The 21,262-nt window shown below is 73.0% G+C and carries 19 protein-coding genes; 14 read left to right on the top strand and 5 right to left on the bottom strand.

Features of this window, described 5'->3' with window-relative positions; all coding sequences use genetic code 11:
* Positions 1–25: 25 nt before the first annotated feature.
* The 3 genes from ACQCO7_RS38365 (at position 26) to ACQCO7_RS38355 (ending at position 4,315) form a co-directional block, all read left to right on the top strand.
* Positions 26–2,488 (top strand): CBM35 domain-containing protein, encoded by a 2,463-nt coding sequence (locus tag ACQCO7_RS38365; protein ID WP_464076133.1) that lies wholly within the window; start codon positions 26–28, stop codon positions 2,486–2,488.
* 83 nt (positions 2,489–2,571) lie between these two features.
* Positions 2,572–3,333: an SDR family NAD(P)-dependent oxidoreductase gene (locus ACQCO7_RS38360; RefSeq protein ID WP_464076132.1), complete on the top strand. Its 762-nt coding sequence runs from the start codon at positions 2,572–2,574 to the stop codon at positions 3,331–3,333.
* 67 nt (positions 3,334–3,400) lie between these two features.
* Positions 3,401–4,315: a UTP--glucose-1-phosphate uridylyltransferase gene (locus ACQCO7_RS38355; protein ID WP_464076131.1), complete on the top strand. Its 915-nt coding sequence runs from the start codon at positions 3,401–3,403 to the stop codon at positions 4,313–4,315.
* Between the two features lie 3 nt (positions 4,316–4,318).
* On the opposite strand, the gene ACQCO7_RS38350 is transcribed toward ACQCO7_RS38355, so the two are convergent.
* Both ACQCO7_RS38350 and ACQCO7_RS38345 read right to left on the bottom strand, forming a co-directional pair.
* Entirely contained in the window at positions 4,319–4,957 is a 639-nt protein-coding gene (locus ACQCO7_RS38350; protein ID WP_464076130.1) for a nucleoside/nucleotide kinase family protein, read from the bottom strand.
* Positions 4,958–5,014: 57 nt separating this feature from the next.
* Entirely contained in the window at positions 5,015–6,598 is a 1,584-nt protein-coding gene (locus tag ACQCO7_RS38345; RefSeq protein ID WP_464076129.1) for an alpha/beta hydrolase, read from the bottom strand.
* A gap of 174 nt (positions 6,599–6,772) precedes the next feature.
* Between ACQCO7_RS38345 and ACQCO7_RS38340 the strand changes: the two genes are divergently transcribed.
* Together ACQCO7_RS38340 and ACQCO7_RS38335 are read left to right on the top strand one after the other, a co-directional pair.
* The gene (locus ACQCO7_RS38340) at positions 6,773–7,372 is read left to right on the top strand and encodes a TetR/AcrR family transcriptional regulator (protein WP_464076128.1); all 600 of its coding nucleotides are present in this window, start codon (positions 6,773–6,775) and stop codon (positions 7,370–7,372) included.
* 53 nt (positions 7,373–7,425) lie between these two features.
* Entirely contained in the window at positions 7,426–8,178 is a 753-nt protein-coding gene (locus ACQCO7_RS38335; RefSeq protein WP_464076127.1) for a response regulator transcription factor, read from the top strand.
* A gap of 27 nt (positions 8,179–8,205) precedes the next feature.
* Here ACQCO7_RS38335 and ACQCO7_RS38330 read toward each other — a convergent pair whose 3' ends face one another.
* Both ACQCO7_RS38330 and ACQCO7_RS38325 read right to left on the bottom strand, forming a co-directional pair.
* Positions 8,206–8,904, bottom strand: a complete 699-nt coding sequence (locus ACQCO7_RS38330) for a GNAT family N-acetyltransferase (RefSeq protein WP_464076126.1) — start codon at positions 8,902–8,904, stop codon at positions 8,206–8,208.
* Complete coding sequence (locus tag ACQCO7_RS38325; RefSeq protein ID WP_464076125.1) at positions 8,901–9,821, bottom strand: NADP-dependent oxidoreductase; 921 nt, start codon at positions 9,819–9,821, stop codon at positions 8,901–8,903. The genes ACQCO7_RS38330 and ACQCO7_RS38325 overlap by 4 nt, the downstream gene beginning before the upstream one ends.
* Positions 9,822–9,981: 160 nt before the next feature.
* Between ACQCO7_RS38325 and ACQCO7_RS38320 the strand changes: the two genes are divergently transcribed.
* The 8 genes from ACQCO7_RS38320 (at position 9,982) to ACQCO7_RS38285 (ending at position 19,753) form a co-directional block, all read left to right on the top strand.
* Positions 9,982–10,587, top strand: coding sequence for a sulfite oxidase-like oxidoreductase (locus tag ACQCO7_RS38320; protein WP_464076124.1), 606 nt, complete (start codon positions 9,982–9,984; stop codon positions 10,585–10,587).
* A complete protein-coding gene (locus tag ACQCO7_RS38315) occupies positions 10,580–11,326 on the top strand; it encodes a ferredoxin reductase (RefSeq protein WP_464076123.1) in 747 nt (248 codons plus the stop codon). Before ACQCO7_RS38320 ends, ACQCO7_RS38315 begins: the two co-directional genes overlap by 8 nt.
* Before the next feature lie 72 nt (positions 11,327–11,398).
* Positions 11,399–12,412, top strand: a complete 1,014-nt coding sequence (locus tag ACQCO7_RS38310) for a S66 peptidase family protein (RefSeq protein WP_464076122.1) — start codon at positions 11,399–11,401, stop codon at positions 12,410–12,412.
* Between the two features lie 85 nt (positions 12,413–12,497).
* Positions 12,498–15,254 carry an AAA family ATPase gene (locus tag ACQCO7_RS38305; protein WP_464076121.1) on the top strand — a complete coding sequence of 919 codons (2,757 nt, stop codon included), beginning with the start codon at positions 12,498–12,500 and terminating at the stop codon, positions 15,252–15,254.
* Between the two features lie 70 nt (positions 15,255–15,324).
* On the top strand, positions 15,325–17,001 hold the full coding sequence (locus tag ACQCO7_RS38300; protein ID WP_464076120.1) for a S53 family peptidase: 1,677 nt from the start codon (positions 15,325–15,327) through the stop codon (positions 16,999–17,001).
* Between the two features lie 184 nt (positions 17,002–17,185).
* A complete protein-coding gene (locus ACQCO7_RS38295; protein ID WP_464076119.1) occupies positions 17,186–17,854 on the top strand; it encodes a DsbA family oxidoreductase in 669 nt (222 codons plus the stop codon).
* Positions 17,855–17,970: 116 nt separating this feature from the next.
* On the top strand, positions 17,971–18,639 hold the full coding sequence (locus tag ACQCO7_RS38290; RefSeq protein WP_464077399.1) for a response regulator transcription factor: 669 nt from the start codon (positions 17,971–17,973) through the stop codon (positions 18,637–18,639).
* 202 nt (positions 18,640–18,841) lie between these two features.
* A complete protein-coding gene (locus tag ACQCO7_RS38285) occupies positions 18,842–19,753 on the top strand; it encodes a squalene/phytoene synthase family protein (RefSeq protein ID WP_464076118.1) in 912 nt (303 codons plus the stop codon).
* A 2-nt stretch (positions 19,754–19,755) separates the two neighbouring features.
* On the opposite strand, the gene ACQCO7_RS38280 is transcribed toward ACQCO7_RS38285, so the two are convergent.
* Positions 19,756–20,514, bottom strand: coding sequence for a DeoR/GlpR family DNA-binding transcription regulator (locus ACQCO7_RS38280; protein ID WP_464076117.1), 759 nt, complete (start codon positions 20,512–20,514; stop codon positions 19,756–19,758).
* A gap of 49 nt (positions 20,515–20,563) precedes the next feature.
* Between ACQCO7_RS38280 and ACQCO7_RS38275 the strand changes: the two genes are divergently transcribed.
* Positions 20,564–21,235, top strand: a complete 672-nt coding sequence (locus tag ACQCO7_RS38275; protein WP_464076116.1) for an NUDIX domain-containing protein — start codon at positions 20,564–20,566, stop codon at positions 21,233–21,235.
* Positions 21,236–21,262: the final 27 nt, after the last annotated feature.

Here is a 21,262-nt window from a genome sequence, read left to right as displayed (position 1 = left end):
CACCACCGCCCTTGGAGCCGCCCTCATGGCCGGTGCCCTGCCCGCGACCGCCGAGGCCGGCCTCGACACCCAGCGCCTGACCGTCGACCTCGCCGCCTCCGAAGGCCCCGTCCAACTCGGCGCGAACGGCGCCCTGTACGGCCTCGGCGACGACGGCGTACCGAGCGACGCGGCCCTCGAACCCCTGAAGATCACCAGCATCTCGCAGAAGCCGGACGGGGGTCTCCAGCACCCGAACGGCGACGCACAGGCCGTGTCGAAGGCGTTCTTCCGCAACGGCGGCGGCGAGATCAACGTCATGATGCAGGACATCTACGCCAAGTGGCCGTACGAAGACCTCGGCATCGACGACTACCTCCCCAAGGTCGACAGCATCACCCGCCGCATAGCCGCCGACCCGAACAGCGAGCGGTTCGTCTACATCCCGTTCAACGAACCGGACTTCATCTGGTACAGGCTCAACGGCCCCCAGGCGGAGTACGAGGTGGAGCGCGACCGCTTCCTCACGCACTGGAAGACGGTGTACGAGCGGATCCGCGCGATCGACCCGGACGCGGTGATCGCCGGACCCAACGAGACCGGCTACTACCCGCGTTTCCTGCGGGACTTCCTCACCTTCGCGAAGCGCGAGAACGTCCTCCCACAGATCATGACCTGGCACGAACTCAGCTCGGGCTCCCTGCGCGACTTCCAGGGCCACTACGACAATTACCGCGCCCTGGAACGGGAGTTGGGTATCGGCCCGCTCAAGATCAACATCGACGAGTACGCGAACCGGCGCGACCTGTCCGTGCCGGGCCAACTCGTCCAGTGGATCTCGATGTTCGAGAGGAACAAGGTGTACGCCAACATGGCGTACTGGGACGCGGCGGGCAACCTCAGCGGCCACGTCGTCCGCTCCAACATCCCCAACGGCGGCTGGTGGCTGCTGCGTTGGTACGCGGGCCTCACGGGCGACACCGTCAAGGTGACCCCGCCGCAGCCCAACACCATCGACACGCTCCAGGGGTTGGCCTCGCTGGACACCTCGCGCCGTCAGGCCCAGGTGCTGCTGGGCGGCTCGGCGGGTGACGCGGACGTCGTCGTCCAGAACGTCCCCCGGGGGCTCTTCGGCCGTACGGTCACCGCGACGGTCGCCGAGGCCGGCTGGTCCGGGTACGAGGGTCAGCACGCCGCGCCGCAGGTCCTGAGCCGCGTCAAGACCCAAGTGGCCGCCGACGGCACGGTCACCGTCCCCCTGCGCGGCCTGCACAAGATGTCGGCCTACCGGATCGTCCTCACCCCGTCCGGCACCGGCACCCCCGCCGCACCCGCAGTCCCCTGGTCCGCGTCGTACGAGGCCGAGGACGCGGCGATCACCGGCGGCACGGTCTACACGCAGGGCACGGTCCAGAACGCCAACGGCTATGCGGCGTCCGGCACCAAGGACGTCGGCTCCCTCAACACCCCTGCCAGCAAAGTCGACTTCACGGTGACCGTCCCCGAGGACGGCACGTACGACCTGGCGGTCCTGTACGGCAACCAGTCCGGCCGCCCGGCCACGCAGAAACTGTCGGTGGACGGCGCCGCTCCGGTCACCGTGACCTACCCCTCCACCCAGAACTGGATCTACCGCGCCAAGCGGGACGTCAGCCTCCAACTGTCCTCCGGCACCCACGTGTTGAGCCTCGCGAAGGGCGACGCCGAGGTCACGCTCGACCGGATCGACCTCACCCGCCGAACCAGGACAACGGCGTCGTACGAGGCGACCCTCGCGGACCTCGGCGGGCGTCCGGCGTTCGACTACTCCACCGGAACCGGGACCGGCACCGGTTCGCTCGTGCTGCGCGGCGGCGACAAGGCGGTGTTCGACGTGTACGCGCCGCGCGACGGCTACTACACGGTCGTACCGAAGGGGTCGGAACCGGTCCGACTCGCCCTGCACGGGGAGACGTTGGCCGCCGTGCCGAACCGGGCGCTGCGGCTGTACCTGGTCGCGGGGAACAACCGGGTCGCGGTGACGTCGAGCCACGCGTCGTTGCGCTCGCTCGACGTGTCGGGGGACGGGTCCGACCAGAACGTCCTCACGTACAGCGCCGCCGATGCCGTGCTCGCGGGCGGCGCCAAGCTCGTCGACTCGGTGTACGCGCCCGGTGGGGCGTACGTCGGCAGCCTCGGCAACAGCCCCGACAGCACTGCCGAGTTCAGGGTGAACGCGCCGAAGTCCGGGCGGTACCTGCTGGTCGTGACCTACGCGCACAACGACCGGCGCGACAACGGGCACGCCTACAACACCGACATCATGTCCCGCACGGCGGACGTCACGGTCGACGCCGGCGCGCCGCGCACGGTCACGTTCAAGAACACGTGGAGCACCGACGACTACTGGACGGTCGGCGTCCCGGTCGACCTGCGGAAGGGGGCCAACACGGTGACGTTCGGCAACGCGACCGCAGCCGCCCCCGACATCGCACGGATCGAATTGGGCCGGGTCGCGGCGAAGCCCTGACCCACCAAGCCCCTGACCCGCCAAGTCCCCCTGCGGGCAGCCTCCCGAGGGCTGCCCGCAGCCGGGACGGTAACTTGTCCGGCATGAGCACGATCACGGAGAACGGGCAGCCCACGGGCCGTCTCGCAGGCAAGGTCATCGTCGTCACGGGCGCGGCACGCGGACAGGGACTGGCCGAGGCCCACGCCCTGACCCGGGCCGGCGCGACCGTCGTCGCCACCGACGCGCGCCCCGAGGACGACGGGTGCCTGAAGCTCGACATCAGCTGCGAGGCCGACTGGGACGCGCTGGCCGGCGGTCTGCGCGAGTCGTACGGCCAGATCCACGGCCTCGTCAACAACGCGGGGATCATCGAGCGCCAGCGCCTCGACACCGTGCGGCCCGAGGACATGGCCCGCGTGCAGGCCGTCAACACGACCGGTCCCCTCCTCGGCATCCAGAAGCTGTCCCCGCTGATGCCGCCGGGCTCGTCCATCGTCAACATCGGCTCGGCGACCGCGCTGACCGGCTACTACCCCGTCGCCTACACGGCCAGCAAGTGGGCCCTGCGCGCCGTCTCGAAGATCGCCGCGACCGAGCTGGGCCCGAAGGGCATCCGCGTCAACTCCGTCCTCCCCGGCTACATCGAGACGGAGATGACGGCCGCCGCCTCGCAGGCGTTCCGCGACGCGACGATCGGCGAGACCCCCCTGGGCCGCTCCGGCACGGTCGACGACATCGCCCCGCTGGTCGTGTTCCTCCTCTCCGACGAGTCCTCGTTCATCACGGGCACCGAGATCCCGGTGGACGGCGGCCTGACGGCCCACGGCGGCGTGAAGTCGATCTCGGACGCGCTCAAGGGTTAGGGCGTGTTGGTAGCGTCCCTCTCAGCCGCACCTCGAAGAACCAGCGCACCCACACGAGAGAGAGCAGATGTCCTCCCCCACGATCCGCAGGGCCGTCATCCCCGCCGCCGGGCTCGGTTCGCGCCTGCTGCCCCTCACCAAGGCGATCCCGAAGGAGATGCTGCCGGTCGGTGACAAGCCGGTCGTCGAGCACACGGTGCGTGAGCTGGTGGACTCCGGCATCACGGACATCACGATCGTCGTGTCGGGCGGCAAGTCCCTGATCCAGGACCACTTCCGGCCGAACCCGGCGCTGGTGGACCAGTTGCGGGCGGACGGCAAGACGGCGTACGCGGACGCGGTGGAGGAGGTCGCCGAGCTGGCCCGGCGCGGCCACATCACCTACCTGGACCAGCGCGGCCCGTACGGCAACGGCACCCCCGTGCTCAACGCGGCGCGCTCCTTCAACGACGAGCCGGTGCTCGTCCTGTGGCCGGACGACGTGTTCGTGGCCGAGGTCCCGCGCGCCCAGCAGCTCATCCGGGCGTACGAGGCGACCGGCTGCCCGGTCCTCGCCCTGCTCCCGATGGACCCGAAGGACTCGCAGCGCTACGGCGTCCCGATCGTCAAGGAGGACCTCGGCGACGGCCAGCTCCGCATCACGGGCCTGGTCGAGAAGCCGAAGCAGCAGGACGCCCCCTCCTCGTACGCGGCGATCGGCGGCTACGTCATCACCCCGGGCATCGTCGACGAACTGCGCGAGCAGACCCGCCGCTGGCACGAACACCGCACCGGCGAGATCTACTTGACCGACGCGATCAACGCGTACGCCGCGACCCGCGCCGTGTACGGCCAGGTGATCCAGGGCGAGTGGTACGACACCGGCAACCCGGCGGACTACCTGGTCGCCCAGATGGCGCACGCGCTCTCGCACCCCGAGTACGGCCCGGTCCTGCGCGGCCTGGTCCGCAGCCTCGACGCCGCCAAGGAAACAGCCGAATAGCCCTCACGGCGCCGGGAGCTGGGCGGACGTCAGCACCAGATCCGCCCGCTCCCGCGTCCCCGCCACCAGCGCGGCGTTGCGCTCGTCACTGCGCGACACCCAGGCCACAGCGTCCTCGTGGCTCTTCCCGAACTCCTCGTGCCGCGCGACGAGCCGCCGCACCCGCTCCCCCTCGTCCGGCGCGCAGAACCACACCTCGTCGAGCTCGGCCCGGACCCGCACCCACGAACCGGCGCCCAGCAGCAGGTAGTTGCCCTCCGTGACGACGAGCCGCGCGGTGGGCGGCACGGGAATGGCACCGGCGATCGGCTGCTCAAGAACCCGCTCGAACCCGGGCGCGTACACCAGGTCCTCCGACGTCCGAAGCCGCTTCAGCAGCGCCGCGTACCCCGCCGGGTCGAACGTCTCCGGCGCCCCCTTCCGGTCCCGCAGCCCCAGCCGGTCCAGCTCGACGTCGGCGAGATGGAACCCGTCCATGGGAACGTGCGCCGCGACCGGCCCCAGCTCCCGCACCAGCCGCTGCGCGAGCGTCGTCTTCCCGGCCCCCGGGCTCCCGGCGATCCCGAGGACGGCCCGGCGGCCGGGGCGGACGAGAGCGGCGGCCCTTTGCACCAGCACGCCATAAGTCAAGGAAGAGGTCATGGGACCAGTGTCGCGGGGGCCGGTCCCGAAATCCGTCCGGAACCGGCCCTCTTGTCATCAGTACGCCGGTGTGCCGACCAGCTCGGGCAGCGGATTGACCAGCGCACCCTTGCGTTCGGGCGCGGGTTCCACCGGCCAGACGGCCGGGCAGTGCGTCCCGGGCCGCGGCGTCCTCAGCGTCAACAGGTACGTGTCGATGGCAGAACGCGCGCACGGGCTGAGCCAGTAGTCCCCGTGCCCGGCACCGTCGTACGTCAGCAGCACGGCCTCCCGCCCGATCTGCCGCGCGGCGTTGGCACCCCAGGCGTACGGAGTGGCCGGGTCGAAGCGGCTGTTGGTGAGGAGGATCGGCGGCGTCCCGTCGACCTTGAGCGGCCGGGGCGGGTTCGTGACCTTGGCCGGCCAGTTCTGGCACCCGGTCATGACCTGCCAGCCGAGCGGGCTGGACCGGGTGACGGGTGCGACCCGCGCGAGAGCCCGCTCCTGCCGGTCGAGCGCGGCGTACGAGGGGACGGCGAAGTCGTAGTCCTGACACATCACGGCCGGGAACGGGTACGGCGTCGGCTCGCCGAACGCGGCCGGGCGGCGGGTTCCCGGTGCGGCCGGGTCGTCCAGGTAGGCCAGGAGGTCGGCCAGGTCGAACCAGGACGCGGGGTCGTACAGGAAGCCGATGACGTATGCCTGCACGTCCCGCGGCCGGAGTCCGAGGCCGCCCGGCAGCTCCAGCTCACCGGCCTCCGCGCGCCGGTACAGCGAGTCGAAGAGGGCGCGGGCGTCACGGCCGTGCAGTTCGCAGGCGGGCGTGCGGGCGCACCAGCCCGCGAACTGGCCGTAGACCTCCTCCATCGCGACGGCCTCGGTCCGCTGGAACGCCGTGCGGCCGAGGCTGTGGTCCATGTTGGAGTCGAGGACGAGCGCGCGGACGCGGTTCGGGTAGCGGGCGGCGTACTGCTGGCCGATGGCGGTGCCGTAGGAAACTCCGTAGTAGCTGATCCTCGGCTCGCCGAGGGCGGCACGGATGGCGTCCATGTCCCGGACGACGCTGTCCGTGTCCATGTGCCCGAACAGGGGGCCGGTCCGGGCGCGGCAGTCATGGCCGAGGGCGCGGGTCGCGGCGCGCAGGGCGGCCAGGTCCCGTGCACCGGCGGGGTAGAGGAGCTCGTCCTGTTTCAGGATCAGGTCCCAGTCGCAGGTCACCGGGTGGCTGCGGCCGACGCCGCGCGGGTCGAAGCCCACGATGTCGAAGCGGGCGAGGAGTTCGGGCGAGAAGGAGGACGGCGCGCCGAAGGCGAAGTCGACGCCGGAGCCGCCGGGTCCGCCGGGGTTGATGAGCAGAGGGCCGATGCGGCGGGCCTGGTCGGTGGCGCGGTGCCGGTTGAGGGCGAGGTCGATGGTCGCGCCCTTGGGCTTGGTGCGGTCCACCGGGACCTTGAGGGTGGCGCACTCGAATCCGCCCGTGCCGTCGGGCGCGGTACAGGGTTTCCAGGTTATTCGCCCTGCTGCCGCCTCGGTTGAGCCGTCCGGCGCCGCCATGGCCGTGGTCCCGCCGAGGAGTTGGCCCAGCAGAGCGGCGGCGAGGGCACCAACCGCGAGAACACGACGGGTTCTTGTGCGGTGACTGTACGGATGCTGTGTGCTCATGTCCGCCATCGTCAGCACCCGCCCGCACCCCAACGGGCCTTTCACGACAGGGTAGTCGTGTGAATCCCCGGAAACCTCCCCGGCCCCGGAAGTGACTGATGCCACAAGTGAGACGCGCCCGTTCCGTTAGCGGCGCGGCTAGCCTGAGGCCGTTCACGCCGAGGAGGGGTGCCCATGGCCGTCCGCCGCACCCGGATCACTCCGCTGCGCGCCGCCCAGGTGTACGAGGCCGTGCTCGCCCTGCTCCGCGAGGTCGGGTACGAGGCGCTCACGATGGAGGCGGTCGCCGCCCGCGTCCGCGCCGGGAAGGCCACGCTGTACCGGCAGTGGGGCGGCAAGCCCCAGCTGGTCGTCGCGGCTCTGGGCCGGCGCGAGCCGCTGCGGCTCACCGAGGTCGACACGGGCTCGCTGCCCGGGGACCTGTACGGGATCGTCGACCGGGTCGGTGACGAGGCCCTGTCGCGCGGCCCCTTCCTGCACCTCGGGGTCGGCAGCGCGATCCTCGGCAACCCCGAACTGCGGCGCTCACTGCGCCGGTCGATGCTGGAGCCCGCGCTGGCCGATCTCGCCACGGTGCTCCGGCGCGCGGTGCGGCGCGGCGAGGTCCCCGCCGACTGTCCGGCGCTCGACCTCGTCCCCGGGCTGCTGCTGAGCATCGTCCTCGCCCGGCCGCTGCTCGGCGAGGAACCGCTGACCGTCGCCGAGATGCGGCGCCATCTGGACGCGCTGGTGTTCCCGGCGCTGGGCCTGTGCCCGGCCCTGACCGGCCCCTGAGACTCCCCCGCCCCCCACAGACAGCTCCGCCCGGAGTCACCAGGAGAAGCATCATGCACGTACTCCTCGTCGAGGACGATCCCGAGATCGCCGGCCCCCTCGCCCGCGGCCTCGCCCGCTACGGGCACGACGTCCACTGGGTCGCCACCGGGCAGGACGCGCTGCTCGCGGGCGGCGACCCGGAGATGGTCCTCCTGGACCTGGGTCTGCCGGACATGGACGGCCTCGACGTGTGCCGCCGGCTGCGGGCCCGCAGCGAGGTGTCCCTCATCATGATCAGCGCGCGGAGTTCGGAGACGGACAAGGTCGTCGGCCTGGAGCTGGGCGCGGACGACTACGTCGTGAAGCCGTTCACCGTACGGGAGTTGATCGCCCGTATGCGCGCGGTGCAGCGCAGGCGCCTGGCCCCGCCGCCGGCCGCCGCCGTGCCCCGGCCCACCGCCCCCGGTCCGGCCTCCGGTGTCGTCATCGGCCTGCCCCGCCGCTCCCTGGACCGCTACGGCCGCCTCTCCATCGACCGGCTCGCGCACCGCACGTACCTCGACGACACGGAGATCCCGCTGAGCCCGAAGGAGTACGCGCTCCTCGTCTACCTCGCCGACCGCCTCGACGCCCTCGTGACCCGCGAGGACATCATGGCGGCGGTGTGGGACAGCAACTGGTTCGGCCCGACGAAGACGCTGGACACGCACGTGTACGGGCTGCGGCACAAGCTGGGGGACGCGGTGTGCATCGAGGCGGTGCGGGGCGTGGGTTTCCGGCTGGCGGTGAGAACCGGGGCTCCCGCGCGCCAGCCGGCGTCCTGACCGCCGGTCACACGGACCGCGCCTCGGTCACACGGACTGGGCCTCGGCCGCCCGCAGGGGCCGCGCGGCGAGGAACGCCGTACGCCGCCGCAGGGTGAACCCGAGGGACTCGTAGAGGCGGATCGCGTTCGTGTTGCCCGCTCCCGTGTGCAGGAACGGCACCTCGCCGCGCTCCCGGATGCCGTGCGCGACCGCGAGGACGAGCCGGGTGGCCAGGCCCTGTCCCCGGTACGCCGGGTCGGTGCACACGGCGCTGATCTCCGTGTGCCCCGGCGGGTGCAGCCGCTCCCCGGCCAGCGCGACGAGCGCGCCCTCGCGGCGGATGCCGAGGTAGGTGCCGAGTTCGACGGTGCGCGGCAGGAACGGGCCGGGCCGGGTACGGGCCACCAGGTCCAGGATCTCGGGGACGTCGGCGGCGCCGAGCCGTACGGCCTCCGGGTCCGGCGCCGCGTCGAGCCCGTCGTCGACGAGCTGCACGCCCTCGACCTGGAAGGTGACCTCCCACCCGGCGGGCACGTCGCCCCGGTAACCGGGCAACGGCACCTCGGCGCCGGGCCCGGCGAGCGCGGCGAGGTCGGCCCAGTCCCGCGCGTCCGGCTCGTCCGGCAGCGCGAGCCAGGGCGAGACGTCGACGGGGTACCGCAGCACCCGCCCCCTGCGCTCGGCGAACCGGGCGTGCGGACCGGTGAGGGAGTGCAGCGCCGGATTGTCCAGTACGTGGCTCACGCCGTGCCCCCGATCTCGATCACGACCTTGCCGCGGGCGTGCCCGTCCTCGACGCTGCGCAGCGCTTCCCCGGCGTCGTCGAGGGGGAACCGCGCGGTGACGTACGGATCGAGGGCGCCCTGTAAGACGAGGTCGGCGACCGCCTCCAGTACGGCCGCGTTGCGGGCTCGCACGACGCGGGTCCCGCCCAGCGCGGCGACGACCTCCTCCGGGTCCCCGGCGGTGATCAGCTTCCCCGGCCCGGTCACCAACCCGGCGGCCTCCGCCAGGACCTTGCCGCCGACCAGGTCGTACACGGCGTCGACGGGACCGGGGACGCGGGTCGTCCAGCCGTCGCCGGACTCCACGTGCACCGCGCCGAGGGACTCGACGAACTCCTTCTTCGCGGCGCCCGCGACACCGACCGCCTTCAGGCCGAGGGCGCGCGCGATCTGGACGGCGGCCACACCGACGCCGCCGCCCGCGCCGGTGATCAGGAGGGTCGCCCCGGCGGGCAGGGCGAGCTGGTGGACGCCGTCGTAGGCGGTCGCGGCGGCCACGGGGAGGGTCGCGGCGTCGGCGTACGACAGCGCGGCGGGCTTGTGGGCGGCGATGGCGGCGGGCAGCAGCGTGTACTCGGCGTACCCGCCGTTCAGGGCCGTCCCGAAGACCTCGTCGCCGACGGCGAACCCGGTCACCCCCTCGCCGAGCGCGACGACCTCACCGGCCGCCTCGCTCCCGAAGACCGACGGGAAGACCCGCTCGCCGGTGTCGCCGGGCCGCCGGAAGCCCGAGCGCAGCTTCCAGTCGACGGGGTTCACCCCGGCCGCGCGCACGGCGATCAGCAGCTCCCCGGGGCCGGGGCTCGGGCGCTCGACGTCGATGAGCGCCTGGGTCTCCGGACCTCCGTCGCGGGTGAAGACGTATGCCTTGGACATGGCTCCCTCTCTACGGCTCGGCTGTGTCATCCGTCACCAAGAACCCCAGGTGGGAGGGTATTCCCGGCCACCGCGAGCGTTCATACGGACGTAATGATCGGCCGCCGCGCGCGCCGCGTATCGTGGAGGCCGCACGAACGTTTCTCCGAGACAGGCACCCATGAACGTCACCCGAGGCTTCGCCGGGCGTCCCCGCGTCCACAACCCGGGGCTGCCGCCCGGCCAGTACGACGCGGGCGACGACTGGCCCGTCCTGTCCGCCGAGGTCACGCCCGACCTCGCGCCCGCCGACTGGACGTTCCGCGTCGACGGCCTGGTGGCGAAGCCGCGCACCTGGACCTGGCAGGAGGCGCGGGCGCTGCCCGGGTCCGAGTACCGGGGCGACATCCACTGCGTGACGAGCTGGTCCAAGTTCGGCGTCCGCTTCGGCGGGATCTCGCTGGACGCGTTCCTCGCCGCCGTACACCCGGACAGGGCCGCCACGCACGCGGTCGCCTACTCGCACACCGGCTACACGACGAACCTGCCCCTCGCGGACCTGACCGGCGGCAAGGCGTGGATCGCCTTCACGTACGACGGGCTGCCGCTCGCGGCCGAGCACGGCGGGCCCGCGCGGCTGCTGGTGCCGCACCTGTACTTCTGGAAGAGCGCGAAGTGGGTCGCGGGCATCAGGCTCCTCGACCACGACGAGCCGGGGTTCTGGGAGCAGAACGGGTACCACGCGCGGGGGAACCCGTGGGAGGAGCAGAGGTACTCCGGTGACTGAGACACCGTTCGAGACCCGGTTCGCCGTGCCCGGCCGCATCGCCGTGTCCAACCGGGCGGCGGCCGTCTGGCAGCCGGCGACGCTGACCGAGGTACGCCGGGAGACCCCGTACGCGTCGACTTTCCGGTTCGCCGTGCCCGCCTGGCCGGGCCATCTCCCCGGCCAGCACCTGATGCTCCGCCTCACCGCCGAGGACGGCTACACCGCGCAGCGCCACTACTCGCTCGCCTCCGCGCCGGACGCCTCGGGCCACATCGAGCTGACCCTCGACCACGTCGAGGACGGCGAGGTCTCGGGCTGGTTCCACACGGTCGCGAAACCCGGCGACCAGGTCGAGGTGCGCGGCCCGCTCTCCGGTTTCTTCGCCTGGCCCGGCGACCGCCCCGCGCTGCTGATCGGCGCGGGCTCCGGGGTCGTCCCGCTGATGTCGATGGTCCGCCACCACCGGGCGCACCGACTCGACGTACCGCTGCGCCTGTTGGTCTCCGCGCGCAGCCCCGAGGACCTGATCTACGCGGACGAGTACGGCGCGGAGACGACGCCGGTGTTCACCCGCAGCGCGCCCGAGGGGTCCCCGGTGGGCCGCCTCGACCCGTCCCACCTGGAACCCCTCTTCGCCACCGGCACCGCCTGGGAGGCGTACGTCTGCGGCTCCAACGCCTTCGCCGAGCACGCCTCCCGCCTGCTGGTCGACGCGGGCCAGCCGGTCGACCGGATCAGGATCGAACGGTACGGCTGAGCGATCTCGGCAGGAGCGGGGCCGGTCGGTAATCGGCTGGCGGGTGATCACGAGGACGGCGAGACTGCGTCGATGATCAGTCCCACACTGCTGCGTCCCCGTGCCCTGGCGCCCGGGGACCTCGTCGTCGTCGCCTCGCTGTCCGGTCCGCTCCACGCCGAGTACGAGCCCGACCTCGGCCGGGCCGTGGCCGTACTGGAGGGGATGGGGTTCCGGGTGCGCCGGGCGCCGCTTCTCGAAGCCGGGCGGCGGCGCTGGTGGAGCGCGGCGCGGCCGGCGGAGATCGCCGAGGAGTTCAACGGGCTGCTGCGGGACCCCGAGGTGCGGGCGATCGTCGCGCACGACGGGGGCCAGACCGTGTTCGGCTACCTCGACCTCATCGACTACGACGCCGTCGCCGCCGACCCCAAGCCGGTCCTCGGCCTCAGCGACATCTCCCTCCTGCACCTGGTGCTGTACGCCCGCACGGGCCTGGTCGGCTTCCACACCGACCTGGCCACCCCCGGCCTCGGCGGCCACTGGCAGCGGACGTCCCCGGCCCGCCGGGCGGAGCTGGAGCGGCTGTACACGACGCTGCTGACCGGTACGGAGCCGATCGGCGCGCTGCCGTCCGCGCCGGCCTGGGAGTGCTGGCGCCCCGGCCGCGCCGAGGGCCCTCTCGTCGGCGGCGTGATCAACCGCATCGCCCTCAACCAGGCGACGCCGTACGCGCTCCCCCTCGAACGGTTCGACGGCGCGGTCCTGTTCTGGGAGGAGGCGGGCGGCCTCGCGGCGCACGTGTGGACGTATCTCCAGGTCATGCGGCACTGCGGCATCCTCGACCGGATCGCGGGCATGGTCGTCGGCGTCCCGGACGGCATCGCCGGCCTCGGTACGGGTACGCCGGACCCGACCCTGCGCGACCTCGTCCTCGACGCCCTCGGCGACCGGGACGTCCCGGTGCTCGGCAACGTCGGCTTCGGGCACGCGGGGGCGAACCTGCCGATGCCGGTGGGGGTGCGGGCGGGGCTGGACGCGGGGGCGCGGACGCTGTCGCTGCTCGAACCGGCCGTACGGGACGCGCGCGGTGCCGTGGACAGTCATTGACAAGCGGAATCCGGTCAGGTTGTCATGAGCACATGATCCGCCCCGACCGCAGACCCGTCCCCGGCGCCGAAGGCCACCGCCCCCTGTGCTCCTGACCTGCCGCCGGGACCTGCTCGACACCGCACGGGCCGAACTGGCCGCCGCCCCCGGGGTGTTGTTCCACGGGCCCGCCGGAATCGGCAAGTCCACGCTGGTGGACGCGCTCCTGACGACCACCCCGGCCGCGACGGTCCTGCGCTGCTCCCCCGGCGAAGAGGACGCCGGACTCCCGTACGCCGGGCTCGTCGACCTGTTCGCGCAGGTGCCGGACAGCCGCCTGGACTCCCTCGCACCCCCGCTCCGGGAGGCGTTGCGGGGCGCGCTGCTGCGGGGCGAGGCACCGGACGACGGCCGAGGCAGGCTCGCCGTACGCGTCGCCGTGCTCGACGTGCTGCGGGGGCTCGCGTGCGAGGGGCCCGTGCTGCTGGTCGTCGACGGGGTGCAGTGGCTCGACGCGGAGAGCGCGGAGGTGCTGGCGTTCGTGGTGCGCCGGGTGGGCGGGCTCGATCTGCGGGTGGTGGCCGCCGAGCGGGTCGCGGACGGGGAGCGGCCCGAGCGGGCGGGGTGCTGTCCGCCGGGTACGGCCGTGCTGCGGGTGCCGCCTTTGTCGTACGACGAGGTGGCGCGGATCGTGCGCGCCGACCTGCCACCTGACGTGCTGCGTGCGCTCCAGGAGGCCGCCGCCGGAAATCCGTCGTACGCACTGGAGTTGCAGCACTCCCCCCTGCTCGGACCGGTACTGGACGTCCCCCGGGGCCTGCGTACCCGGCTGCTGGCGGGGATGCCGGAAGGCGTACGGCGCACGCTGCTCGTCGCGAGCGCCGCCGAGCACCCGAGCCTCACCGTGCTGCGGGCCGCCGGGCTCGACGACCCGGCCTGCGGTCTCGCGGCGGCCGGCGGCGACGGGGTCGTCCGGTTCGCGCATCCCGCCGTACGGGCCGCCGTCTACGCCGACGCGTCGGCGCACGAACGCCGGGAGGCGCACGCCCTGTTGGCGGACGCGGTCGCCGACCCGGTGGAGCGGGCCCGGCATCTCGCGTACGCGCGCCCGTACGAGGCCGAGGACACCGCGCGCACGCTGGAGTCGGCGGCGGAGCACGCGCGCGGGCGCGGGGAGCCCGACGCCGCGTTCGAGCTGGCGCGGCTCGCGGCCCGCCGTACCCCGGGGGAACACGCGCGCGCCGAACGGCTGCTGGCCGCCGCCGGGTACGCCTGTGACGCCGGGCGGCAGGAGGAGGCGGGCGAGGCCGCCGAGGCGGTGCTGGCCGGGTCGGGGCACGCCCGGCAGCGGGTGCGGGCGCGGGTGGTGCTGCTGCGCAACGCGGGGCAGGCGCTGGAGGGGGCGCACGATCTGATCGCGGAGGGGCTGCGGGACGCGGCCGGGGACGCGGAGGCCGAGGGCTGGTTGCACTACTGGGCCGCCGTACGGGGCCTGCTGTGCGGGGAGTTGACCGAGGCGGCCCGCCACGCGCGCCGGGCCGCCGTGCTCGGCGACACGGACACCCGCGTCGGCGCGCTGGCCACGCTCGGCCGGGTGCTGTCGCTGGCCGGGGAGCCGGACGCGGCCGGTGCCGCCCTGGCGGAGGCGCTCGCGCTGACGGGCGGTCACAGCGGTCCCGACGGCTGGGGGCTGATCCGGATGCGGGCCGTCCTCGCGCTCGACTCGGACCGGGTCGGCGAGGCCCGCGCGCAGGTCGCCGGGCTCCTCGCGGTGATCGGCGAGGTCGCCGGGGTCGAGGAGACGACGGCCACCCTGGTCGCGCTGACCCGCATCCAGGTGCGCGCCGGGGACTGCCGCGAGGCCCTGGCCACCGCCGCGCGCTGCGAGGCGGGCGCGGGGACGGCGCCCGTGCTGTACGCGCGGGCCCTCGCGGCGACCGTGGGCGGCACCGCCGACGAGGCCCGCCGGCTCGCCGGGGACGCGGTCCGCGCCTCGGAGGCCGACGGCGACCGGCTGTTCCTGGTGCGCGCGCTCGCGGTCCTCGGACAGGCCGAACTCCTCACCGGCGACCCGCGCGGCGCGGCGACGGCGGTCGAGGCACTCCAGCGGGTGCGGGACCTCGGCGCCGCGATGGGCGCCGCCGATCCGCCGCTGCTGCACTGGTACGCGGATCTCGCGGAGGCGCTGGTGGTCCTCGGCGAGAGCGACGAGGCCGGTGCGGTGCTGCGCGAGGCCCGCGCACGCATGTCGGGTGATGTACCGGGCAGTGCGCTGGCGGCCCTGGAGCGGGCGGAGGGGCTGCACGCGGCGGGCCTCGGCGACGCGAAGGAGGGGGTCGTACGGCTGCGGACGGCCGTCGAGCGGCTGCGGCGGCTGCCGTTGCCGGTGGACCTCGTGCGGACGCTGATCGCGCTGGGGACGGTCGAGCGGCGGGCCCGGCACCGGAGCGCGGCGCGGGCGGTGCTCGGGGAGGCGCTGGAGACGGCGGACCGGATCGGGGCCGCCGCGCTCGCGGTGCGGGCCGGGGCGGAGCTGGCGCGGCTGGACGCCGGGGAGCGCGGCGAGGGTCCCGGGCTGACGCCGACGGAGGCGCGGATCGCGGAGCTGGTCGGAGGCGGGGCCACCAACCGGGAGGTCGCCGCGAAGCTGTTCATCAGCGTCAAGACCGTGGAGGGGGCGCTGTCGCGGGTCTACCGGAAGGTGGGGGTGCGGTCGCGGACGGCGCTCGCGCACGCGATGGCGGTTGCCGTGCTGGCCTCGGGCGCGGCGGTGGACGCCCCCGACGACGAGCGGGTCGTACCGGCGGTGACGGTCGGTCAGCCGAGCCGCTCCTACAACCGGCGTTTCGACACACGGCGATGACATGACATGCGCTGTTAACACGTGACGCAAGGGTTCCCCCGCTTATGAGGGGTGGCCGGATCTTCCTACGGTGAAGCCGTTCCGCTTCCGGAACGACGCCCCCCACTCCCCGGAGGACTCGGTGAAGTCACGCCTGAAACTGCTCGGTCTGGTCGCCGTACCGGCTCTCCTCACCGCCGCGATCCCCGCCGCGTACGCGTCCGACGCCCCGCACACGGCCCGCGCCGCGATCGCCGGTGACGTCGTCCACGGCCTCGGCCACGACGCGGCCCGTACGGGTCGGGTCGCCTCCGGCAAGCGCATATCCGTGGCCGTGAGCCTGACGCCCAGAGGCGGCTCGGCGCTGGACACGTTCGTCGCCAAGGTCAGTGACCCCAAGTCGAGTTCGTACCGCCACTACCTCACCAAGGCCCAGTTCGCCGCCCGCTTCGGGCGCAGCGACGCCGAGGTCAAGCAGGTCAAGGACTATCTCCGCGGGCAGGGCCTGACCGTGGACAAGGTCCACGCGGGCAACCTCCTCGTCGACGCGAGCGGCACCGCCGCCCAGTTGCAGAAGGCGTTCGGCACGGAGCTGGCGACGTACAAGGACGCGGCGACCGGCCGGACCTTCTACGCCAACTCCTCGGCGCCGACGCTGCCTTCCGCCATCGCCTCCCTCGTGAGCGACGTCGCCGGCCTCAACAACCGCGCCCAGCTGCACCACCAGGCGATCTCGCGGACGGTCTCCCCTCACGACGGCCCCGGCGGCGGCTACACCCCGGCCCAGCTCAAGGGCGGCTACAACGTGTCCGGCACGTACACCGGCAGCGGGCAGAAGATCGCGCTGCTGGAGTTCGACGGGTTCCAGCAGTCCAACATCACGAAGTACGACACGAACTACAGCCTGGGTTCCCCCACGCCGACCGTGCAGAAGGTCGACGGTGGGTCCGGGGCGCTCGGTGACGGGCAGGTCGAGGTCGAGCTGGACATCGAGGTGCTGCACGCGATCGCGCCCAAGGCGAACGTGACGGTCTTCGAGGGGCCCAACTCGGACGCCGGGGAGGTCGACACGTACCAGGCGATCGTCGACAGCGGCATCCCGACCACCTCCATCAGCTGGGGCGCGGCGGAGTCGGCGCGCACCACGTCCAACATGAACGCCGTGGACGCCGTGTTCAAGGCGGGCGCCGCGCAGGGGCTCGGCTTCTACGCCGCCTCCGGTGACGACGGCTCCGACGACGCGAAGGACGGCGGTACGTCCGTCGACTTCCCGGCGAGCGACCCGTTCGTCACGGGGGTCGGCGGCACGCGGCTGACGGTCACCTCCGGCAACGCCTTCAGCAAGGAGGTCGCCTGGTCCGGCGGCGGTGGCGGCAAGTCCTCCGTCTTCAAGATCCCGAGCTGGCAGACCTCCGTCCAGAAGAGCGCGGGCGGCGGCTTCCGCCAGGTCCCGGACGTCGCCGCGCACGCCAACCCGACGCCCGGTCTGTCCATCTACTCGCAGGGCTCCTGGTCCTCGGTCGGCGGCACCAGCGCGGCGGCGCCGGAGTGGGCGGCCTTCGCGGCGCTCTACAACCAGCAGGCGGCGGCTGCGGGCAAGGGCAACCTCGGGTTCGCCAACCCGTCCCTGTACGCGGCGAACGGCACCGGTTTCCACGACGTGACCAGCGGCAGCAACGGTGCGTACTCGGCGGGGTCCGGCTGGGACTTCACGACCGGGTGGGGGTCGTACAACGCGGGGACGCTGGCGGCGAAGCTGCTCGGCTGAGCCGTACGGAAACGGAGAAGGGGTGGGCCCGGTGCCCGCCCCTTTTTCGTTGCGCCGGCGGGGTTGGTGGGGTCGGCCGGGTCGGCGGGATCGGCAGGGTCGGCACAACTTGATAGCACCCTCAACTTGAGTGCTAGAGTCTCATCTTGAGGGTGACATCAAGTTACTGGAAGGCGGTCCCCCGATGGACTCGACAACAGCCCCCGCCACGACCCGGCTGACGGTCGACCTGTGGGCGGACGTCCTCTGCCCCTGGTGCTACATCGGCGGACACCGGCTGGTCAGGGCCGTCCGGACCTCCTCGCACGCCGACGCCGTCGACCTGCGGATCCGCACCTTCCAGCTCGACCCGGCCGCGCCCGCCACCGTCTCCCGGACGCTGGAGCACCTGTCGCGGACGTACGGCATCTCCCCGGCGCAGGCCAGGGCCACGGAGGCGGGGCTGGCGCAGCGGGCCGCCGTCGAAGGGCTGCGGTACGAGATCGACCGGCCGGTGAGCAACACGTCGGACATGCTGCGGCTGGTCCACCTCGGCAAGGAGCACGGGCTCGCGTGGGAGTACCTGCGGGCGATGCAGACCGAGGTGTTCACCGGCAACGAGGACGCCTTCGAGCACGACACGCTGGTCCGGCTCGGCGAGCGGCTCGGGATTCCCGGCGAGGAGATCCGCGAGACCCTTTCCACCGGCCGTCACACGGACACGGTACGCGCGGACCACGCGGAGGCCGTGGCCCTCGGCGCGACCGGCGTCCCGTTCACCGTGCTCGGTGGCCGCCTCGGCATCCCCGGCGCGGTGAGCAGGAGCCAGTACACCGCCGCGATCGAGCGGGCGTGGGAGGGGGTACGGGGCTGAGAGCGGGACCGCACGTCGTTTCCTTCGGCAACCTGTGACGTGATCGCCGGTCCGTCGACACACTCGGTTGGTGTCCTCGGGTGACCGTCACCGCGGCCCCCTTCGAGGAGAACCCCGTGCGCGTACTGCTCGTCGAGGACGACCAGGACACCGCCGACGCCGTACGGCGCGGCCTGACCCGGCAGGGCTACCACGTCACCTGGGCGTCCACCGGGCACGCCGCCCTGACGGCCGTGGAAGCGGACATCGTCCTGCTGGACCTCGGCCTGCCCGACATGGACGGGCTGGACGTCTGCCAGGAGCTGCGGGCGCGCGGCGACGTACCGATCGTCGTCGTCAGCGGACGCGACAGCGAGACCGACAAGGTGGTGGGCCTCGAACTCGGCGCGGACGACTACGTGGTGAAGCCGTTCCGGATCCGCGAACTCGTCGCCCGGATGCGGGCGGTGGACCGCAGACGCCACCGCCCGGACCGGTCCCGCGCGGCCCCCGACGTCTACGGCCGCCTCACCGTCCACCGCCCCGCCCGCCGCGTCTACCTGGACGGCACCGAAGTCCCTCTGCGCCCCAAGGAGTTCACCCTCCTGGCCTTCCTCACGGACCGCCTGGAGGAACTCGTCCCCCGCGAGACGATCATGTCCGCGGTCTGGGACACCCACTGGTACGGCTCGACGAAGACACTCGACACACACGTGTCGGTACTGCGCCGCAAGCTCGGCGCCGCGCTGCGCATCGAGTCGGTACGGGGGGTCGGGTTCCGTACGTCGGTCACCGGCCGTACGTAACGCGCAGACGCCGGAGGAAGTCCCCACGGGAGGCGGAACGGCGGGAGAGCGTGGCCGTGCCGGGGGAGATCTCGCCGCTGTACCGGGAGGCGCACGAGAAGCGCGACCGGTCCGAAGCGGTCTTCACCGGCTGACCCTGCCGGCGCTCACTCTCGCCCGGCCCCCGGTCCGGGCCGTACGGCTGCTGCCCTACGATCACCGCGTGAGCACGTGGAAGCGGAGTCTGGACGCGGCAGGTGTACGGGAGCCCGGGTTGCGGCGGGACTACGGCGCGCAGCGGCGGACGGTGGCCCGGTACCGCCGGGCCTCGTACGTCGCCGTCCGCCTCCTGCTCCCCGCCCCGGCCCTCCCGCACGTCCTGGCCGCCACCGCGTTCATGCACCACAGCGACGGCCTCCTCGACACCGGCCCCCACGCGCGGCGCGCGGCGGCGTGGGCCGAGTGGGAGCGGCGGGTCCGCGAGGCCCTGCGGACGGGGACGAGTTCCGACGCGGTCCTGCGCGCGCTGGTCCACACGGTCGCCGCCCGCCCCCGGCTGCGCGGCGTCCTGGAGACGTACCTCGCCACCGCCACGGCCGAACTCGACTTCGCCGGCTTCACCACCGAGGCCGACTACCAGGCGTACGTCGACGCCTACACGTTCCCCGCCTTCATGCTGATCGCCACCCTGGTCGGTCCCGAGGAGGACGACGGGGACTTCCGCGCCGCCTGCCGCACCTACATCGACGGCAGCCAGCGCCTCGACTTCACCAACGACCTCGCGGAGGACCTGCGCGAGGGACGCCCGGGCATCCCGTCGGAGACCCTGAAGCGGTTCTCGCTGACGGAGGACGACCTGAGGGCGGGCCGGGAGACGGATGCGGTACGGGAGTTGGTGACCCACGAGATCACCAGGGCCCGGGCCGACCTCCACCGGGCCGCCCGCCTCCCCCACCTCGCCCCCGCCCCCTACCGCCCCCTCCTCCTGGCCCTCATCGACATCGAACTCCTCACCTCCGACGCGGCGTTCGCCCGGGGCGCGGGACTCCTGAAGGGCTCGGCGGAGCCGTCGCCGGCGGGAGCGCTGCGGGTACTCCTCAAGTCCCGCCTGGGCCACCGGAGTTCGGAAGCCTAGCTTCAGCCCGCCGCCAGCACTTCCACCCCGCGCGCCGCGAGTTGTCCAAGAACGGCGTGCCGCGGATCCGCATCGGTCACCACCCCGCTCACGTTCTCCCACGGCAGCACCCGGAACCGCGACGCCGCTCCGATCTTCTCGGACGACGCGAGGATGTACGTCTCCGCCGCCCGCCCCGCCAACGCCCGCTTCATGGCTGCCTCTTCGGCGTCCCCGGTGGTCAGCCCCGCCTCGGGATGCACCCCGGTCACCCCGAGCAGACACAGATCGGCCGAGACGTTCTGCGCCGCCTCCACGGCGGCGGCCCCACAGGCCACCGCCGAGTGCTTGAAGAGCCGTCCCCCGAGGAGGAACACCTCGGCGGCAGGATGCTCCAGCAGGGCGGACGCGACGGTCGGGCTGTGCGTGATGACGGTGCACTCCAGGTCCGCCGGAAGAGCGCGCGCGACGGCCAGCGCGGTGGTCCCCCCGTCCAGGATCACGGCGCCCCCCGGCCGCACCAGCCCCGCGGCCACAGCGGCGACCTTCCGCTTCCCCTCAGGCGTGACGCCCTGCCGGGCGGCGTAGTCCACGACGGCCGGGGAGACCGGCAGCGCCCCGCCGTACACCCGCTGGCACAACCCCTCCGCCGCGAGATCCCGCAGGTCCCGCCGCACGCTGTCCTCGGAGATCCCCAGGCCGGCGGCCACCTCCTTGGCGACGACCTTCCCCTCCCGCGCGAGCAGACCCAGCAGATGATCCCGCCGTTCAGCAGCCAGCATGCACACTCTCTCCCGTTCTTGCATGTTTCTGCGTGTACGGTAACGCACCATGACCACCGACCTCCCCCTTCCCGGCGTCGACACCCCCGACCACCGGGGCCGCACGCACCTCGACCGCGCCGGACGCGACCTGACCCGCAACCCCGATGTCCGCGTCCGCGACGTGGAGTTGACCTCCCGGGGCTGGCACGTCCTGCGCCGCACCACGTACGACTACCGCCGCCGCGACGGCAGTTGGGTCACCCAGCAGCGCGAGACGTACGACCGGGGCAACGGCGCCGTGGTCCTCCCCTACGACCCCGAGCGCCAACAGGTCCTGCTGGTCCGCCAGTTCCGCTACCCCGCGTACGTCAACGACCACCCCGACGGCATGCTCGTCGAGGCCGCGGCCGGCCTCCTGGACGACGACACCCCCCTGACCGCGATCCGCCGCGAGGCCGCGGAGGAACTCGGCGTCACCCTCGGCCACCTCACCCACGTCTTCGACGCCTACATGAGCCCCGGCTCGATCACCGAACGCCTGCATTTCTACGCGGCCCCCTACACGCCCGCCGACCGCACCGGCCCCGGCGGCGGCCTGGAGGAGGAGGGCGAGGACATCGACGTGCTGGAACTCCCCTTCAAGGAGGCCCTGGCCATGATCCGCGACGGCCGGATCGCGGACGGCAAGACGATCATGCTGCTCCAGTGGGCCGCCCTCGACGGCCCCTTCGGCGGTTGATTCGCGCCATACCGCCCGTTTCGTGCG

Source organism: Streptomyces saintjeani, from assembly GCF_055409605.1.
Note: the sequence above shows the minus strand (reverse complement) of the source record. Positions and strands in the feature narration are given on the sequence as shown.

What these genes read in the sequence shown, in the direction of transcription:
- ACQCO7_RS38365 (WP_464076133.1), top strand. Translation starts at nt 26, where the DNA reads ATGGCCGGTGCCCTGCCCGCGACCGCCGAGGCCGGCCTCGACACCCAG.
- ACQCO7_RS38360 (WP_464076132.1), top strand. Translation starts at nt 2,572, where the DNA reads ATGAGCACGATCACGGAGAACGGGCAGCCCACGGGCCGTCTCGCAGGC.
- ACQCO7_RS38355 (WP_464076131.1), top strand. Translation starts at nt 3,401, where the DNA reads ATGTCCTCCCCCACGATCCGCAGGGCCGTCATCCCCGCCGCCGGGCTC.
- ACQCO7_RS38350 (WP_464076130.1), bottom strand. Translation starts at nt 4,957, where the DNA reads ATGACCTCTTCCTTGACTTATGGCGTGCTGGTGCAAAGGGCCGCCGCT.
- ACQCO7_RS38345 (WP_464076129.1), bottom strand. Translation starts at nt 6,598, where the DNA reads ATGAGCACACAGCATCCGTACAGTCACCGCACAAGAACCCGTCGTGTT.
- ACQCO7_RS38340 (WP_464076128.1), top strand. Translation starts at nt 6,773, where the DNA reads ATGGCCGTCCGCCGCACCCGGATCACTCCGCTGCGCGCCGCCCAGGTG.
- ACQCO7_RS38335 (WP_464076127.1), top strand. Translation starts at nt 7,426, where the DNA reads ATGCACGTACTCCTCGTCGAGGACGATCCCGAGATCGCCGGCCCCCTC.
- ACQCO7_RS38325 (WP_464076125.1), bottom strand. Translation starts at nt 9,821, where the DNA reads ATGTCCAAGGCATACGTCTTCACCCGCGACGGAGGTCCGGAGACCCAG.
- ACQCO7_RS38320 (WP_464076124.1), top strand. Translation starts at nt 9,982, where the DNA reads ATGAACGTCACCCGAGGCTTCGCCGGGCGTCCCCGCGTCCACAACCCG.
- ACQCO7_RS38310 (WP_464076122.1), top strand. Translation starts at nt 11,399, where the DNA reads ATGATCAGTCCCACACTGCTGCGTCCCCGTGCCCTGGCGCCCGGGGAC.
- ACQCO7_RS38295 (WP_464076119.1), top strand. Translation starts at nt 17,186, where the DNA reads ATGGACTCGACAACAGCCCCCGCCACGACCCGGCTGACGGTCGACCTG.
- ACQCO7_RS38280 (WP_464076117.1), bottom strand. Translation starts at nt 20,514, where the DNA reads ATGCTGGCTGCTGAACGGCGGGATCATCTGCTGGGTCTGCTCGCGCGG.
- ACQCO7_RS38275 (WP_464076116.1), top strand. Translation starts at nt 20,564, where the DNA reads ATGACCACCGACCTCCCCCTTCCCGGCGTCGACACCCCCGACCACCGG.